The 16,184-nt window shown below is 69.1% G+C and carries 19 protein-coding genes; 3 read left to right on the plus strand and 16 right to left on the minus strand.

Annotated elements, in window-relative coordinates; all coding sequences use genetic code 11:
• Positions 1 to 3 precede the first annotated feature (3 nt).
• The 3 genes from dtd to AC1DFU_RS22090 are packed head-to-tail and all read left to right on the plus strand — an operon-like array spanning position 4 to position 1,872.
• Positions 4 to 474 (plus strand): D-aminoacyl-tRNA deacylase, encoded by a 471-nt coding sequence (dtd, locus tag AC1DFU_RS22080; protein ID WP_092291899.1) that lies wholly within the window; start codon positions 4 to 6, stop codon positions 472 to 474.
• Positions 475 to 493: 19 nt separating this feature from the next.
• Positions 494 to 1,141, plus strand: a complete 648-nt coding sequence (locus AC1DFU_RS22085) for a YbhB/YbcL family Raf kinase inhibitor-like protein (protein ID WP_092291901.1) — start codon at positions 494 to 496, stop codon at positions 1,139 to 1,141.
• Positions 1,142 to 1,197: 56 nt separating this feature from the next.
• Positions 1,198 to 1,872 (plus strand): histidine phosphatase family protein, encoded by a 675-nt coding sequence (locus tag AC1DFU_RS22090; protein ID WP_092291903.1) that lies wholly within the window; start codon positions 1,198 to 1,200, stop codon positions 1,870 to 1,872.
• A gap of 30 nt (positions 1,873 to 1,902) precedes the next feature.
• On the opposite strand, the gene AC1DFU_RS22095 is transcribed toward AC1DFU_RS22090, so the two are convergent.
• From AC1DFU_RS22095 to AC1DFU_RS22170, 16 genes are all read right to left on the minus strand, one after another.
• Positions 1,903 to 2,565 carry a queuosine precursor transporter gene (locus tag AC1DFU_RS22095; protein WP_255370731.1) on the minus strand — a complete coding sequence of 221 codons (663 nt, stop codon included), beginning with the start codon at positions 2,563 to 2,565 and terminating at the stop codon, positions 1,903 to 1,905.
• Between the two features lie 259 nt (positions 2,566 to 2,824).
• A complete protein-coding gene (locus AC1DFU_RS22100; RefSeq protein WP_092291905.1) occupies positions 2,825 to 3,409 on the minus strand; it encodes a BPSL1445 family SYLF domain-containing lipoprotein in 585 nt (194 codons plus the stop codon).
• Between the two features lie 62 nt (positions 3,410 to 3,471).
• Positions 3,472 to 4,053, minus strand: a complete 582-nt coding sequence (locus tag AC1DFU_RS22105) for a hypothetical protein (protein ID WP_092291907.1) — start codon at positions 4,051 to 4,053, stop codon at positions 3,472 to 3,474.
• Positions 4,054 to 4,302: 249 nt separating this feature from the next.
• The gene (gene ruvB / locus AC1DFU_RS22110) at positions 4,303 to 5,373 is read right to left on the minus strand and encodes a Holliday junction branch migration DNA helicase RuvB (RefSeq protein WP_092292147.1); all 1,071 of its coding nucleotides are present in this window, start codon (positions 5,371 to 5,373) and stop codon (positions 4,303 to 4,305) included.
• A 60-nt stretch (positions 5,374 to 5,433) separates the two neighbouring features.
• Positions 5,434 to 6,015, minus strand: a complete 582-nt coding sequence (ruvA, locus tag AC1DFU_RS22115; RefSeq protein ID WP_092291909.1) for a Holliday junction branch migration protein RuvA — start codon at positions 6,013 to 6,015, stop codon at positions 5,434 to 5,436.
• A 77-nt stretch (positions 6,016 to 6,092) separates the two neighbouring features.
• Positions 6,093 to 7,262, minus strand: coding sequence for a glycerophosphodiester phosphodiesterase (locus tag AC1DFU_RS22120; protein ID WP_441591703.1), 1,170 nt, complete (start codon positions 7,260 to 7,262; stop codon positions 6,093 to 6,095).
• Positions 7,263 to 7,337: 75 nt separating this feature from the next.
• A complete protein-coding gene (gene ruvC, locus AC1DFU_RS22125; RefSeq protein ID WP_092291913.1) occupies positions 7,338 to 7,883 on the minus strand; it encodes a crossover junction endodeoxyribonuclease RuvC in 546 nt (181 codons plus the stop codon).
• 108 nt (positions 7,884 to 7,991) lie between these two features.
• The gene (gene purH, locus AC1DFU_RS22130) at positions 7,992 to 9,566 is read right to left on the minus strand and encodes a bifunctional phosphoribosylaminoimidazolecarboxamide formyltransferase/IMP cyclohydrolase (protein WP_477159877.1); all 1,575 of its coding nucleotides are present in this window, start codon (positions 9,564 to 9,566) and stop codon (positions 7,992 to 7,994) included.
• 16 nt (positions 9,567 to 9,582) lie between these two features.
• Positions 9,583 to 9,816 (minus strand): Fis family transcriptional regulator, encoded by a 234-nt coding sequence (locus AC1DFU_RS22135; RefSeq protein WP_092291917.1) that lies wholly within the window; start codon positions 9,814 to 9,816, stop codon positions 9,583 to 9,585.
• Complete coding sequence (dusB, locus tag AC1DFU_RS22140) at positions 9,813 to 10,889, minus strand: tRNA dihydrouridine synthase DusB (protein WP_441591706.1); 1,077 nt, start codon at positions 10,887 to 10,889, stop codon at positions 9,813 to 9,815. Before dusB ends, AC1DFU_RS22135 begins: the two co-directional genes overlap by 4 nt.
• A 196-nt stretch (positions 10,890 to 11,085) precedes the next feature.
• Positions 11,086 to 12,369, minus strand: coding sequence for a UbiH/UbiF/VisC/COQ6 family ubiquinone biosynthesis hydroxylase (locus AC1DFU_RS22145; protein WP_441591708.1), 1,284 nt, complete (start codon positions 12,367 to 12,369; stop codon positions 11,086 to 11,088).
• Positions 12,305 to 12,844 (minus strand): hypothetical protein, encoded by a 540-nt coding sequence (locus AC1DFU_RS22150; protein WP_255370716.1) that lies wholly within the window; start codon positions 12,842 to 12,844, stop codon positions 12,305 to 12,307. The genes AC1DFU_RS22145 and AC1DFU_RS22150 overlap by 65 nt, the downstream gene beginning before the upstream one ends.
• Positions 12,841 to 14,247, minus strand: coding sequence for an aminopeptidase P N-terminal domain-containing protein (locus AC1DFU_RS22155; RefSeq protein ID WP_441591709.1), 1,407 nt, complete (start codon positions 14,245 to 14,247; stop codon positions 12,841 to 12,843). The genes AC1DFU_RS22150 and AC1DFU_RS22155 overlap by 4 nt, the downstream gene beginning before the upstream one ends.
• Positions 14,248 to 14,347: 100 nt before the next feature.
• A complete protein-coding gene (murU, locus tag AC1DFU_RS22160; protein ID WP_092292149.1) occupies positions 14,348 to 15,097 on the minus strand; it encodes an N-acetylmuramate alpha-1-phosphate uridylyltransferase MurU in 750 nt (249 codons plus the stop codon).
• A 5-nt stretch (positions 15,098 to 15,102) separates the two neighbouring features.
• On the minus strand, positions 15,103 to 15,426 hold the full coding sequence (locus AC1DFU_RS22165) for an AzlD domain-containing protein (RefSeq protein WP_092291925.1): 324 nt from the start codon (positions 15,424 to 15,426) through the stop codon (positions 15,103 to 15,105).
• Positions 15,423 to 16,100, minus strand: coding sequence for an AzlC family ABC transporter permease (locus AC1DFU_RS22170; protein WP_255370732.1), 678 nt, complete (start codon positions 16,098 to 16,100; stop codon positions 15,423 to 15,425). The genes AC1DFU_RS22165 and AC1DFU_RS22170 overlap by 4 nt, the downstream gene beginning before the upstream one ends.
• Positions 16,101 to 16,184 lie beyond the last annotated feature (84 nt).

The raw sequence follows: 16,184 nt of genomic DNA on the forward strand, positions 1-16,184 counted from the left end.
GCGATGATCGCCCTGATCCAGCGCGTGGCGCAGGCCCGCGTGACCGTGGCGGGCCGCACCACCGGCGAGATCGGCGCCGGGCTGCTGGCGCTGGTCTGCGCCGAGCGCGGCGACACCGAGGCCCAGGCCGAGCGCCTGCTGGCCAAGCTGCTCGCCTACCGCGTGTTTTCAGACGCCGAGGGGAAGATGAACCTGCCGGTGCAGAACATGGACGGGCAGGGCAAGGCGGGCGGGCTGCTGGTGGTGTCGCAGTTCACGCTTGCCGCCGATACCAACAGCGGCACGCGGCCGAGCTTCACGCCGGCGGCGTCGCCCGAGGATGGTAGGCGATTGTATGAACATTTCGTGGCCCGCGCGCGCGCCGCGCATTCGTCGGTGGAAACCGGCGAGTTTGGCGCGATGATGCAGGTCAGCCTCGTCAATGACGGCCCCGTGACGTTCTGGCTGCGCGTGCCGCCGGCCGGCACGGCGTGACACATCCAAGGAGATCCTCATGAAACTCTGGAGCAAGGCATTTGCCGACAACGCGCCCATTCCGGGCGAGTTTGCGTTCTGCGTGCCCGATGCCGCCAATCATGTGGCGCTGTCGAGCAATCGCAATCCGGACCTGCATTGGGACGGTTTCCCCGCCGAGACGCGTTCGTTCGTGCTGGTCGCCCATGATCCCGATGTGCCGAGCGTGGGCGACGACGTGAACCAGGCCGACCGCGAAGTGCCGGCCACGCTGCCGCGCGCGGACTTCTTCCACTGGGTGCTGGTGGACATACCGCCGGGCCTGAACACGATCTCGGCCGGCACGCACAGCGACGGCGTGATCGCGCGCGGCAAGCCGGGCCCGGACACGCTGGTCGGCACGGCCGTGGCCGGCGGCCTGCGCCACGGCACCAACGACTACACGGCGTGGTTTTCCGGCGACGAGGACATGAAGGGCCACTACTTCGGCTACGACGGTCCCTGCCCGCCCTGGAACGACGCGCTGGTGCACCGCTACGTGTTCACGGTCTACGCGCTCGATATCGAACGCCTGCCCGTGGAAGGCCATTTCACTGGCGCCGATGTGCGCCAGGCCATCCAGGGCCACGTGCTGGCCGAAGCCTCGCTCACCGGCACCTACACGCTCAATCCGAAACTGATCCGGTAATCATCCGCACGCCGGGCGCAGACCCGGCGCGCAACCGTCGCCCCCAAGGAACCGGCATGTCGCAAAGCTCCGGGCCGCAGTCGCTGGCCTACACCCACCTGATCGTGATCCGTCATGGCGAGACGGCCTGGAACCGCGCGCGGCGCCTGCAGGGCCAGCTCGATATCCCGCTGAACGAGGTGGGCCGCGCCCAGGCGGCCGCGCTGGCCGAGGCGCTGGCCGGCGAGCCGATCGACGCCATCTATTCGAGCGACCTGGGCCGCGCCATGGAAACCGCCATGCCGCTGGCCGAGACGCTGGGTCTGCAAGTGCGGCCCGACGCCCGCCTGCGCGAGCGCTGCTACGGCGACCTGGAAGGCATGACCTATGCCGAAGTGGCCGAGCAGCGCCCCGAGGACTTCGCGCGCTGGCAGGCCCGCGTGCCGGACTACGCGCCGCCCGAGGGCGAGTCGCTGCTGGAGTTCCACGAGCGCGCGGTCGAGGCCGCGCTGGCGCTGTCGCGCCGGCATCCGGGCGAGCGCATCGCGCTGGTGGCGCACGGCGGCGTGCTCGACTGCCTGTATCGCGAGGCCACCGGCATGACGCTCGAGGCGCCGCGCCAGCACGAACTGCTGAACGCCAGCGTCAACCGCCTGCGCAGCGACAGCGCGCACCTGACCCTGCTGCAATGGGGCGATGTGAGCCACCTGGAGGCGCTGGCGCTCGACGAAGTCGACAAGCGCGTGCCCTAGCCGCGCGTCCGGGGGCCCACCCCGGAAGGCTCAGACCTTGAGCCGGAACGGCGTGAAGTTGGTGTGCCGGTCGAACCAGTCCTCGTTCTCGGCCCGCTTCAGGAAGCCCACCACCTTGTAGGTGACCGGCGTCATGACCACTTCCCAGGCCGTCTTCAACACGTACTGGGCCACGGCCACCTGGATGACCTTCTCCAGCGGCCAGATGCCATAGAAGGCAATCACGTAGAACAGCGAGGAATCGACCAGTTCCCCGGCCAGCGTGGAGCCGATGGTGCGCGTCCACAGCCAGCGCCCGCCGCTCCACAGCTTCATCTTCGCCAGCACGTAGCTGTTGGTGAAGCTGCCGCAGCAGAACGCGATCAGCGACCCCAGCGCGATCCGCCACGTGTTGCCGAACACATCCTCCAGGCTCTTCTGGTAGTCCGCCATGAACGGCGCCACCGGCATCTTCAGCACCACCAGGCTCATGAACGTGGCGAAGGCCAGCGCGGTGAAGCCGGCCCAGACCACGCGGCGGTCGCGGCCATAGCCGTAGACCTCGGTCAGCACGTCGCCAAAAATGTACGAAATCGGGAAGAACAGCACGCCGGCGCCGAAGGTGACCGGGCCGATCACGGGTAGCGTGACCTGCGCCGCCTTGGCCGCGCCGATCAGGTTGGAGCAGAGCAGTACCGTGACGAAGGCCACCATGACCAAGTCGTAGTAGCGGTAGACGCGACCAGTGTGCGCGGCATCGACGGCAGGGAGGGGCGTGGCGTGAGACTCGGGCGAGGACAGGGGCGGGGGCATGGGCGGGAGCGCTTCCGGTGCGGGGGTTCGCGCGATTATGCCAGCGCGGCGCCACACGTGTCGGCAAGCCGGGCCCGCCGGGCCCGCCGGGCCCGCAAAAGAAAACTCCCGGCCGGAGCCGGGAGCCAACACACCCTGGAGGATGGGAAAACCAGGTCGATCAGAGCGACAGCTTGCTGATCTTGGAGCCGTCGATCGAGGCATCGAACATCAGCCCCGCGTTGGTCTGCACGAAGCCGATCACCGGCTGCTGGCCCGTGACGGTATCCAGCTTGCCGTTCGCGCCGATCTTGGCCAGCGCCACGCTGCCGTCCACGCCGGCCGTCCAGCCGCTGGACTGCACGAACTTGTTGTAGGCCTCGGGCGTCATGAACATCAAGATCACCGCTTTCGACTGGCCGCCGGCGGTGAAGCCGAACGAGGCCGAGATCGTGCGGTAGTAGCCCACCGTGGCGCCCTTCGAGCGCAGCGCGCCGTCGCCGTACTCGCCGGCCACGACCAGCCCGCCGCCGATCACGCGCGGGAACACCAGAATGCCCTGGGAACGGTTAGCCAGCTCGCGCGAGCCGTCCACCGAGGCGTAGAGCCGGTTCAGCGCGCCGTCCACGCCGGCGTCGATTTCCTGTTTCTTGGCGGCGGCGTCCTCGGGCGTCTTGGGACCCGTGGTGGTGCAGCCCGCGGCAAAGGCCGTGGCCACGAGCAGGCCCGATCCGGTCACCCGCGTCACGAAATGGCGTCGATTCATATGCAACCTCCTGATGGGGAAAAGTACTGCATTCGACTCTTTCCGGTGGTTCGGACCGGACTTCAGCCGGCGTTAGGCGACTTCACGGTGATGGCGACCACCTCACGCACGACGATCTTCGCCATCTGGCCCTGCTTGATCTTGGTGAGGTCGATGTTCGGGTCACGGACCTTGACCGTGCGCAGCGTCTCGCGCGGGCCACGGAAGGTCACGGTGCGATTGGCGGTATCGATCTTGGTGATCTGCGCCGTGATGGTGGTGGTGATCTCGCGCATCACGCCGGGCTTGCCGCCCTCGGCCGCGCGCGAGGTGCGCTCCACCTGCTCCACCAGCGGGGTGTCCTTGCTGTCGAGCGGCTCCAGCGCCGCCACCACGGCCGCCGCGCGCGTCAGCGTGACGATGTCACCCTTGCGCACGTTGCCGATATTCTTGGCCTCGTCGCCGCCCACGATCTCGACGATATTGCCCTTCGGCCCCTGCACGAGCACGGCCTTCGAGTTGACATCGACATCGACGACCTTGCCGCTGATAACGGCTTCCTCGGCGATGCCGACCGGCGCAGGCGTCTTCTGCGCATGCACGGCGCCAGCGGCCAGGAGCAGGCTGGCAAGCAAGGCAAGGGTCGGGATGGGTCGCTGGATCATGGCTCTGAGTCCTTTCTGGCGCAATGGGCGCTGTAAGTGGAAACTGATGGAGCCATTGTGGACAACCGGCCATAAGCGGGCAATCCACTTCGAAAAAATTTGGAGCGGTGCGCGAAAACGTTTAACTGGCGGGGGCGGGCTGCAATGCGCGGTCGTTGCGCACTGCAGCAGGCCGGATTCGGCTGATTTTGTCTGGGGAGAGGCTTAGGGGACGCTCAGCGGACGCTTAGGGGACGCTTAGGGGACGGCTCAGGGCGTCTCAAGCAGATCGCTGCCTGAGTCGTCCTGCGGCGTGGCGAGCCCGAAATGCCGGTACGCCGCCGCCGTCGCCACCCGGCCGCGCGGTGTGCGCTGCAGGTAACCCTGCTGGATCAGGTAGGGCTCCAGCACGTCCTCGATGGTGTCGCGCTCCTCGCCGATGGCCGCCGCCAGGTTGTCCACGCCCACCGGGCCGCCGCCGAACTTGTGCAGCACGGCTTCCAGCAGCTTGCGGTCCATCAGGTCGAAGCCGACGCGGTCCACGTCGAGCATCGCCAGCGCGGCATCGGCCGTCTCGCGGCTGATCGTGCCGTCGCCCTTCACCTCGGCGTAATCGCGCACGCGTCGCAGCAGCCGGTTGGCGATACGGGGCGTGCCGCGCGCCCGGCGGGCTATCTCGAGCGCACCCAGGGGCTCGATCACCGCGTTGAGCAACTGGGCCGAGCGTGTGACGATGCGCGCCAGTTCCTCGGCCGTATAGAACTCCAGCCGCGCCACGATGCCGAAGCGGTCGCGCAGCGGGTTGGTCAGCATGCCGGCGCGCGTGGTGGCACCCACCAGCGTGAACGGCTGCAGGTCCAGCTTGACCGAGCGGGCCGCCGGGCCTTCGCCGATCATGATGTCGATCTGGTAGTCCTCGAGCGCCGGGTACAGGATTTCCTCGACGACCGGCGAGAGCCGGTGGATTTCGTCGATGAACAGCACGTCGTTGGCTTCGAGGTTGGTCAGCAGCGCGGCCAGGTCGCCCGGGCGCTCGAGCACCGGCCCGGAGGTCTGGCGCAGGCTCACGCCCATTTCGCGCGCGATGATGTGGGCCAGCGTGGTCTTGCCGAGGCCCGGCGGGCCGAACAGCAGCACGTGGTCCAGCGCCTCGCGGCGGTTGCGGGCCGCGTGCATGAAGATGTCGAGCTGGCCACGGATCTTTTCCTGGCCGACGTACTCGTCCAGCAGCTTGGGCCGCAGGGCGCGCTCGAAGGCCTCCTCGCGGGCGGAGGCGGGGGTGGCCGAGATAACCCGTTCGGGCTGGCGCTCGGCGCCGGTGAGCTTGTCGGTTTCGATCATGGCGGTGGAATGCGGGACAGCCGTCATTCTACGCCGGCTGCCTCTCGCGCTAGCCCTTCGCTAGCCCTTCGAGAGCGACTTCAGCGCCAGCTTGATGCCGTCGGACACACCCGTGCCGGCCGGCACCTGCTTGATGGCCAGCGCGGCCTCTTTCTCGGAGTAGCCCAGCGCCAGCAGGGCGTTGAGCACGTCCACGGCGCTGTCGGCGACGGGCGTGGCGCCCGGCGCGTGGCCCAGTTCGGCCCCCAGCTTGCCCTTGAGTTCCAGCAGCAGCCGCTCGGCGGTTTTCTTGCCGATGCCTGGAATCCGCGTCAGCCGGCCTGCCTCCTGCAGTGTGACGACCTGCGCCAGTTCGCTCACGGACAGCCCCGACAGCACGGCCAGCGCCATGCGTGCGCCGATGCCGGTGATCTTGATCAACTCGCGGAACGTGTTGCGCTCGGACGCCGAGCCGAAGCCGTAGAGCAGGTTGGCATCCTCGCGCACGATCTGCTGCGTCAGCAGCGTCACCGGCTGGCCCACGGCGGGCAGGTTGTAGAACGTGCTCATCGGCACGTCGATCTCATAGCCCACGCCGTGGCAGTCGACCAACAGGTGCGGGGGATTCTTCTCAAGCAGGGTGCCGGCAATGCGACCGATCATGGTGGGCAGGGTGGGGTGACGARATTGCCGGCAAGTGTAGCGCGTGCGGGTGGCGCGCTGGCGGTTATCGCTGCGGGTTATCGCTCCGGTGCGCTGTCCACGGCGCGGCGGCCCAGCGCCGGGTCGTCGGTGAAGACGCCATCCACGCCGGCGGCCAGGAAGGCCTGGATTTCGCGCACCAGGCCGTTGGGGCTGCGCGTGGCGTCATCGCCGGCCACCCGGAACGGCTTCGGCAGGAAGCTGTTCTCGGGCCGGAACGTGTACGGGTGGACCGTCAGCCCGGCCGCGTGGGCGTTGGTCACCAGCGCCGTGGGGGCGGCCAGGGCGCCCTGGGCGTCGCGCGGCACCACGTTGCTCTTCTCGGGGCCGATGCCGTTGGCGTAGGTCGCCACTTCGCGCAGGCCCAGTGGCGTGAGCATCTCGGCGTAGTTGCGCGTGTCGCCGGCCAGGCGCCAGTCGGCGGGGCGGCTGGACGGGCTGCCAATCAGCTGTACGATCTTCACGTTCGGCATCGAGGTGCCCAGCAGCCGCTTCATCGTGCGCAACGGGCCCACTTCGAACGACTGGACGAAGACCGGCGCGCTGCGGGCGTAGGCGTTGGCCTGCAGCGCGGCGGCGACTTTCTCCTCGAGCGGCAGGCCGATACCCCGGAAGTAGCTCGGGTGCTTCAGCTCGGGGTAGATCCCCACCGGGCGGCCGCGCTTGATGGCCGCCTGCGAGGCCAGCCGCAGGATTTCGTCGAAAGTGGGAATCTCGAACTGGTCGTTCAGCTTGGCGTTGAGCGGGCGCAGCTTGGGAATGCGCTCGCGGGCGCGCAGCGTCTTCAGCTCGGCCAGCGTGAAGTCCTCGGTGAACCAGCCGGTCAGGCGTTCCCCGTCGATGACCTTGATGCGCTTGCGGTCGGCAAACTCCGCCACTTCGGCCACATTGGTGGTGCCGGTGATGTCGTTCTCGTGGCGGGCGACCAGCACGCCGTCGCGGGTCATGACGAGGTCCGGCTCGATCACGTCGGCGCCGTCCTCGATGGCCTTGGCGTAGGACGCCAGCGTGTGCTCCGGGCGCAGCGCGCTGGCGCCGCGATGGGCGATGACCAGCGCTTTCGGGGCCGGCGGGGCGGCCGGGGCGGGCGCCGGGACCGCCGCGGTGGAGGCCGCCGCCTTGTCCTTATGTGCGTGGTGCGGCGTGGCGCAGCCCGCAATCAGGGTGGCAGTGGCAAAGGCAAGGGTCAGGCGGGGAAGGAAGGACATCGCGCGGCGTTCATGGGATGGGGCGGAACGCCGATTGTACGAGCAGAGGCCGGAGTTGGCCTGTCCGGCGCCGGACTACCCGACCAGGCGCCCGCGCCGCACGCGCAGCCCCTTGCGGGCCAGGTCGGGCGCCATGCCGGCCAGCGTGCCGAGGGTATCGCCGCCGTTGGCATGGCAGATGGCCACGCCGAGCGCATCGGCCGCATCGGAACTCGGCCGGCCGGACAGCGCCAGCAGCCGCATCACCATCTCCTGCACCTGTTCCTTGTTGGCCCGGCCATAGCCGACCACGGCCACCTTCAACTGGAGCGCGGTGTACTCGAACACGGGCAGGCCATGGCCGACAAGGCCGCAGATGGCGGCCCCGCGCGCCTGGCCGAGCATCAGCGTGGACTGCGGATTGACGTTGACGAAGACCTTCTCGATGGCCGCGCAGTCGGGCGCATAGGTGCGGGCGACTTCGGAGATGCCGTCGTAAAGGGTCTTGAGCCGCTCCGGGAGGCTGGAATTCCCGTCGCTCTTGATGGTGCCGGAGGCCACGTAGGCCAGCTTGTTGCCGTGTTTTTCCAACACGCCAAAGCCGGTGGTGCGGAGGCCGGGATCGATGCCGAGGATGCGCATGGTGTTGTTTGGGCTTCGTTCGTCGTGGTGCTTTGCTAGACCACCCCTCTCCCCGACCCTCTCCCACTGAGGGGAGAGGGCCGGCGCCTCAGTATGCGCCGCCGCGTCTCAATGCCGGAAGTGGCGCGTGCCGGTCAGCACCATGGCGATGTTGCGCTCGTCGGCGGCGGCGATCACCTCGTCGTCGCGCATCGAGCCGCCCGGCTGGATCACGCAGGTTGCGCCCGCGTCCACCACCACGTCCAGGCCGTCACGGAACGGGAAGAAGGCGTCGCTGGCCACGGCGGAGCCCGCCAGGGTCAGGCCGGCGTTCTGCGCCTTGATGCTGGCGATGCGGGCCGAATCCACGCGGCTCATCTGGCCCGCGCCCACGCCCAGCGTCATGCCGCCGCCGCAGAACACGATGGCGTTCGACTTCACGAACTTGGCCACGCGCCAGGCGAACATCAGATCGTCCATTTCCTTCGGGGTGGGATGGCGGCGCGTCACCACGCGCAGCTCGGACGGCTGCACGTTGCGCGCATCGGGGCCCTGCACCAGCAGGCCGCCGCCCACGCGCTTGAGGTCGTATTGGTTCACGCCCTTGCCCAGCGGAATCTCCAGCAGACGCACGTTCTGCTTGGCCGCGAACACGTTGCGGGCCGCCGTGCTGAACGACGGGGCGATCAGCACTTCCACGAACTGCTTCGCCACGGCCTGTGYGGCGGCTTCGTCCAGTTCCACGTTGAAGGCGATGATGCCGCCGAAGGCCGAGGTCGAGTCGGTCTTGAAGGCCTTGTCGTAGGCTTCCAGCGCGTTCACGCCCACGGCCACGCCGCACGGGTTGGCGTGCTTGATGATCACGCAGGCGGCGCCGTTGGCGGCATCGAACGACTTCACGCACTCCCACGCGGCGTCCGCGTCGGCGATGTTGTTGTACGACAGCTCCTTGCCCTGCAGCTGCACGTAGTTGGCCAGCGCGCCGTCCACGGCCTTCAGGTCGCGGTAGAAGGCGGCCGACTGGTGCGGGTTCTCGCCGTAGCGCATCTCCTGCACCTTCTCGAAGGCCAGGTTCAGCGTCTTCGGATAGGCGCTGCGGGCCTGGTGCGACTTGTCGGCGCCGAGGCTGGTCAGGTAGTTTGTGATTGCACCGTCATATTGGGCGGTATGCGCGAAGACCTTGGTGGCCAGGCGGAAGTTGGTGTCGTAGCCGACGCTGTTGGCGTTGGCGCGCATTTCGTCCAGCACCACGGCGTAGTCGGCCGGGTCCACGATCACGGTCACGTCGCGGTGGTTCTTGGCCGCCGAGCGCAGCATGGTCGGGCCGCCGATGTCGATGTTCTCGATGGCGTCCGGCAGCGTGCAGTCATCCTTGGCCACGGTCTGCTGGAACGGGTACAGGTTCACCACCAGCAGGTCGATGGTGGGAATCTGGTGCTCGGCCAGCGCGGCCATGTGCTCGGGCAGGTCGCGGCGAGCCAGGATGCCGCCGTGCACCTTGGGGTGCAGCGTCTTCACGCGGCCGTCCAGCATTTCCGGAAAGCCGGTGTAGTCGGCCACCTCCGTCACGGGCAGGCCGGCGTCGGCCAGCAGCTTGGCGGTGCCGCCGGTGGAAAGCAGCACCACGCCGAGCGCGTTCAGGTCGCGCGCGAAATCGACGATGCCGGTCTTGTCGGAAACGGAGAGAAGGGCTTGCTTGATCATGGCTTGGGGGAACGCTTCAAAGTAAACCGTGTTGCTGCAGCTTCTTGCGCAGCGTGTTGCGATTGATGCCGAGATAGGCGGCCGCCAGCGACTGGTTGCGCTCTGCGCGCGCCATCACGGCTTCCAGCAGGGGCCGTTCCACGGCCTCCAGCACCATGTTGTACATATTGGACGGCTCTTCGCCGTCCAGGTCGCGAAAGTAGGTATCCAGGCTGTCCCGGATGCATTGATCGATGGCGTTGCGGCTCATGCGGCAAGCAATTCCTTGTTCTTGTTGTTGTTGTCGGCGTTCTTATCTTGGCCTTCGGCCGTGGCGTCGCCGTCTTCCACATAGACCAGGCGGTCGGAAATCGCCGCCTGCTCGTCGAAGAAGGCGTTCACGGCCTCCAGCTGCGCCGTGGTGGACTCCAGCGTGTTCATCCGGTGCCGGAACAGGTTCGCGCCCTTGAGGCCGCGCGTGTACCAGGCAATGTGCTTGCGCGCGGTGCGCACGCCGGTGAACTCGCCGTAAAACGCGTAGTGGTCGGCCAGGTGATGGTTCATGATCGCGCGGATCTCGGCCACCTCGGGCGACGGCAGCATCTCGCCCGTCGCCAGGAAGTGTTCGATCTCGCGGAACAGCCACGGCCGGCCCTGCGCCGCGCGGCCGATCATGATCGCGTCCGCGCCGGTGGCGGCCAGCACCTCGCGCGCCTTCTGCGGCGACGTGATGTCGCCGTTGGCCACCACGGGAATCCGGATCGCCTGCTTGACCGCCGCAATCGTCTCGTACTCGGCCTCGCCGTGGTACAGGTCCGCGCGGGTGCGCCCGTGGATCGTCAGCATGCTGATGCCGGCGTCTTCCACCAGGCGCGCCACGCGCAGCGCATTCTTGTGCTCGCGGTCCCAGCCGGTGCGGATCTTCAGCGTCACGGGCACGCGGTCGCCCACGGCACCCACCACGGCCTCGACGATGCGCACCACCAGCGGCTCGTTCTGCAGCAGCGCCGACCCGGCCGCCACGTTGCAGACCTTCTTGGCCGGGCAGCCCATATTGATGTCGATGATCTGCGCGCCCCGGTCCACGTTGTAGCGGGCCGCCTCGGCCATCATCCCCGGCTCGGCGCCGGCAATCTGCACCGAGATCGGCTCCACCTCGCCCGCGTGGTTGGCGCGGCGCATGGTCTTCTCGCTCTTCCAGAGCTGGGCGTTGGACGCCACCATCTCGGACACCGCGTAGCCCGCGCCCAGCTGCTTGCACAGCTGGCGGAACGGCCGGTCCGTCACCCCGGCCATGGGGGCGACGAACAGGTTGTTGCGAAGACGATGCGGACCGATCTGCACGATAGGAATAGCGAATGGAATAGGCGCACGTGACGGTTTTGCGTCACATGGCGCGTTCGGTAAACGGGTACTGGGGGAAGGCGCGAGGGCGGGATTTTACCGCCAAACGGACCGGGTTGCCCAAGAAATGAGCAAATATCATGGATGAGGGGGCGGGCCGTGCCTGCGTGGCACGGTGCCCGCCCCCCACGAGGGATCAGCGGCGCGCGCCGTACATCATGTGGCGCGCCAGCGCGTCCTTGAGCGGCGCCACGCAGGCCAGCGCTGCCAGCGACGCCCCGCGCGCATGGGCCGCCAGCGGCCCGCCGATGCCGAAGACACGCGGCAGCAGGTCGGTCACGCCGATGGTCATCGCCCGGTCCACGCGGTGGCGGCCGGCGAAGGCCTGCAACGCCTGCGGCGTGCAGCCGGCGCGCAGCGAGTCAGCCAGTGCGAAGGCATCGCGCAGGCCAAGGTTCAACCCTTGTCCGGCCACCGGATGCAGCGTCTGGGCGGCGTTGCCGACCGCCGCGATGCGGCCATCGACGGTCACCGGCGCCGCATTCAGCCCCAGCGGGAACGCGTGGCGCTTGCCCACCAGCGTGAAGCGGCCCATGCGCGAGCCGAACGCCTCGCCCAGTTCCGCGGCGAATTCGGCATCGGACAGCGCGAGCCGCCGCATGGCCGTATCGGGCGGGCAGCACCAGACCATCGCATAGCCGGCAGTGCCGTGTTCGTCATGCGGCAGCAGCGCGAGGGGCCCTTCCTCGGTGAAGCGCTCCCAAGCCCAGCCTCGCCGCGGTTGCGTACACGTCACATGGCCGATGATGGCCGTCTGCTGGTAGTCGCGCCGCCGGGAGGTTTCGGCGCTGCGCGCCAGCCGCTGCGTGCGCTGGTGGAACAGTCCGCCTTCGGCCTGCACGGCGAGGCGCGCCGTGACCGCCATGGGCAGCCCGACCTGATCGGCATGCGAGGTGCCGGTCAGCCGCACCAGCGCGGCATCTTCCTGCCGCTCGGCCTTGGTGTCCTGCGCGATGTCGTCGATGCGCGTCTCGAACTGGCGCGCCAGGCGGCCCGGCGCGGCGTCCGCGGCACGAGCCAGCGCGCGTTCCAGCGTCTGGCACAGGTCGCCATAGCGCACGACATAGCCGAGCGCCGGCACGCCGTAGTCGTCGTGATGCAGTTTCACGTGGCCAAAGCGCCCGCGCTGCGACACGTGAATGTGCTCGATAGGTTGCACCGGCATCGGCCACGCGCCAATCTGCTCGAGCAGCTGGCGGCTGCCGTGCGACAGCGCAATCGCCCGGGGGTCCCGCGCGGCGCGGGCCGGCGTGGCCGCATCGATCAGCACGATCCGCCACGGCGTGGTGCGCAGCAACTGCGCCGCCAGCGCCAGGCCGACGGGCCCGCCGCCGACGATGGCGATGTCGAACGGATCAGGGCTGGGCGCCGGACTGTGGCTGGGACTGGGAGTGGTGCTGAGGGTCACGGGGCTTGTCATCAGGAGCTTCCTCGCCGGATTGGGCCGTATCGGCCGCATTCGCCGCATTCGCCGCGGCACGCTTCCACAGCACGGCATCCGTGCGCGACTTGCCGGCGGCGGCATCGCGCAGCGCGTTGTCGAGCTTCTGCTGGTGGAAGCCGGGCAGGGCCTGGAGGTGCGCCACCAGCGCATCGCCGTTGGCGGCGTCCAGCGGGGCCACGCAGCCCTGCTTGCTCTCGGCGTCGCCGGCCAGGATCAGCCAGGCGGCGCCGGTCCACGGCGCGCGGTCGGAAACGCGCACGATCACGCGTTCCAGCGCGTCCCAGGCGAGTTCCTCGCGCTGGCCGTCAGGACGATGCACGACCAGGCGGTCGTCATACAGATTGATCACGAACGGCTCGCCCGGCACCACTTGCCGCGCTGCTGCGGGCTTGCTGGAATGCGTGTGTTGCGTGCCGCCACCGCTGAACAGCTTGCGGAGCAGGGTCTTCATCGTGCGATGTCTCCCAGGTTGTCGCGCATCAGCGCTTCGATGTCATCGGCCTTGACCGGCACGCCGCGCGTGAGCAGGTCGCAGTCGCCGGCGGTGACGACCGCGTCGTCCTCGATCCGGATGCCGATATGCCAGTAGCGCTCCGGCACGTCTTCAGCCGGGCGCACGTAAATACCAGGTTCGATGGTCAGCACCATGCCGGGTTCCAGCGGCCGCCACGGCCGCTCGCCCTCATGGCCGGCGGGCAGCGGGCCCGGCGCGCGGTACTCGCCCACGTCGTGCACGTCCATGCCCAGCCAGTGGCCGGTGCGGTGCATATAGAAGCGGCGATAGCTGCCGCTGGCCAGCACGTCGTCGAGCGTGCCTTCCTTGTTGCGATCGAGCAGGCCGGTGTCGAGCATGCCCTGCGCCAGCACCTTCACGGCGGCGTCGTGGGGCACGTTGTACGGCACGCCGGCGCGCGTCTCGGCGATGGCGGCGTCCTGCGCGGCCACCACCAGGTCGTACAGCTCGCGCTGGGCGGGCGAGAAGCGGCCCGAGACCGGGAAGGTGCGGGTGATGTCCGACGCATAGCCGTCGAGTTCGCAGCCGGCGTCGATCAGGCACAGGTCGCCATCGCGCAATTCGGCCGGGCCGGCGCGGTAGTGCAGCACGCAGGCGTTCGGGCCGGTGGCCACGATCGAGTTGTAGGCCACGCTCTGCGCGCCATGGCGACGGAATTCGTAGAGCAGTTCGGCTTCGAGGTGATATTCGCGCAACCCGGCCCGCGAGGCGCGCATGGCCCGCACGTGCGCCTGGGCCGAGATCTCGCCCGCGCGGCGCATGATCGCCACCTCGCCGGCGTCCTTGAACAGCCGCATTTCGTCGAGGATAGTGCGCACGTCGAGCGCGGCGGACGGTGCGGCCACGCCGGCGCGGCCCTGCATGCGCACGGCGTCGAGCCAGCCGCGCACCTTCAGGTCCGTCTCGGCCGAGGCGGCCAGCGGGTAGGCCACCTGGGCGCGATTGGCCAGCAGCGGCGGGAGCAGGGCGTCGATTTCCTCCACCGAGTGCGCCTCGTCCAGGCCGAACGCGGCGCGCGCGCCTTCCGGGCCATGGCGGAAGCCATCCCAGATCTCGCGCTCCTCGTGCTTGGGGCGGCAGAACAGGATGCTGCGGTCCGCGCCGGCGCCTTCCCCGGGCGCGCCGGCCACCAGCACCAGCACCGCCTCGGGCTCGGTGAAGCCGGTCAGGTAATAGAAATAGCTGTCGTGACGATAGGGATAGTCGCTGTCACGGTTGCGCATGGCCTCGGGCGCGGTGGGCACGATGGCCACGCCGCCGCCGCCGGCGCGAAGATGTTGCAGCACGCGGGCGCGGCGGTCGCGGCAGGCGCCAAGCAGGGCGGAGTCGGGTGCGGACATGGAGTGGGTGGCGAGGTGGCGAGGTGGGGAATGATGCCGATTCTAAACCCGTCGGCGTGCGGGTGGCCCCGCTGGGAGCCTGGCTGGTGGCGCGGGCGCCTCAGGCGCCGCCGGTGCCGGTGGCGGGCACGCCCAGTTCGGCGCGCAACTCGGTATCCAGCGCGGCCAGCTGCGCCGGCGTGCCGACGTTCTCCCAACGGCCGTCGAAACGTTCGCCGGTGGCATCGCTGCTGGCAATCGCTGCGCGGTAATAGGGCGTCATCGCCACTTTCTGACCCGGCGCGATCTCGCGGAACAGGCGCGTGTCGTACAGGCCGATATTGCCGAAGGTCAGCGGCACGGCATCCCCCGCATCATCGGGCAGCCGCAGCAGGCCGTCGGCGCCCAGCGCGAAGTCCCCGCGCGGGTGGAAGGGCGGATTGGGCACCATCACCAGGTGCATCATCGGTCGCTCCGCACCGGCCATGGCGCGGGCGCGCGGCAGCAGCGCGGCGTAGTCGAAGTCGCAGAAGATGTCGCCCGACACGGCCAGGAAGATCTCGCCGGCGTCAGGGTTTGGCGTCAGTAGCGGCAGGGCCTTGGCGATGCCGCCAGCCGTCTCCAGCGCGCTGCCTTCGGCCGACCAGTGCAGGCGCACGCCGAAGCGCGAGCCGTCGCCGAGCGCCGCTTCCAGCTGCTCGCCGAGCCAGGCATGGTTGATGACGATGTCGGTCAAGCCGGCGCGCGCCAGCGCCTCGATCTTCCAGACGATCAGCGGCTTGCCGCCCACGCGCAGCAGCGGCTTGGGGCAGGTATCGGTCAGCGGACGCATGCGGTCGCCGCGTCCCGCCGCGAAGATCATCGCTTTCAGGGTGTTCACAACCAATACTCCAGGGCGATCAGCGTGGCCATGCCGCCGGCAATCGTCCAGCCCACGCTGCGCGTGTAGGCGGCGATGACGATGGCCACCAGCCCGGCCACGAGCCGGGTGTTATAGGGGCTCAGGTAGAGCGCGCCGTCGTGCATCAGCAGGTCCGGGGCGATCAGCGCCGAGAGCATCGCCGCCGGCACGAACTGGAGCGCGGTGCGGAACCAGGACGGCAGCCGCACGCGGCCTTCCACGGCGATGAACGACAGCCGGATCAGGTACGTGGCCAGCCCGGCGCCCAAAAACACCCACAGCAAGGTCATCGGATTCATGCCGCCGGCTCCTTGCGCGGGCTGCGGCCCGGCGTGGGGTGCCCGCGCCCGAGCAGCAGCATGCCCGCCGCGATACCGCCCAGCGCGGCCACCATCAGGCCCAGCTTGTGCGGCAGGCCGAAGCAGGCCACCGCCAGCGCCGTGGCCACCAGCGCGGCGGCCACGTGGGCGCGGTGCTTGAGGTTCGGCACGATGATGGCGATGAAGGTCAGCGGCAGGAAGAAATCGAGCGGCCAGTCCTGCGGCACCTGCGCGCCGACCAGCACGCCGGCCAGCGTGGAGAGCTGCCAGCTCGACCACAGCGAGAAGCCGGCGCCGAAGTAGAACCAGTGGCGGTAGCGCGCCCGCTCGCCGGTATCGCCCAGGCGGCGCGTCATGGCGGCGAAGGCCTCGTCGGTCAGCAGGTAGGCCACCAGCGCCTTCCAGCGGCGCGGCAGCGGTGCCAGCGACGGGGCGATCGTGGCCGAATAGAGCGCGTGGCGCAGGTTGACCATCGCCACGGTGAAGGCGATCACCAGCGCCGGCGTGCCGGCCGCCCAGAGTTGGGTCAGGATCATCTGGGAGGCGCCGCCGAACACGATGGCGCTCATCGCGCAGGCCAGCCAGGCGGGCATGCCGGCATTGACCGCCAGCACGCCATAGATCAGGCCGAACGGCACCACGCCGAGCAGCATCGGCGCCAGCGCGCGCACGCCGGCCCACCATTCCCCGCCACGGGTGACCGGCGCGGGGCTGGGCGATGCAGGATCAGCGGGGGC

It is taken from the genome of Cupriavidus sp. 10L45 (genome assembly GCF_056395225.1).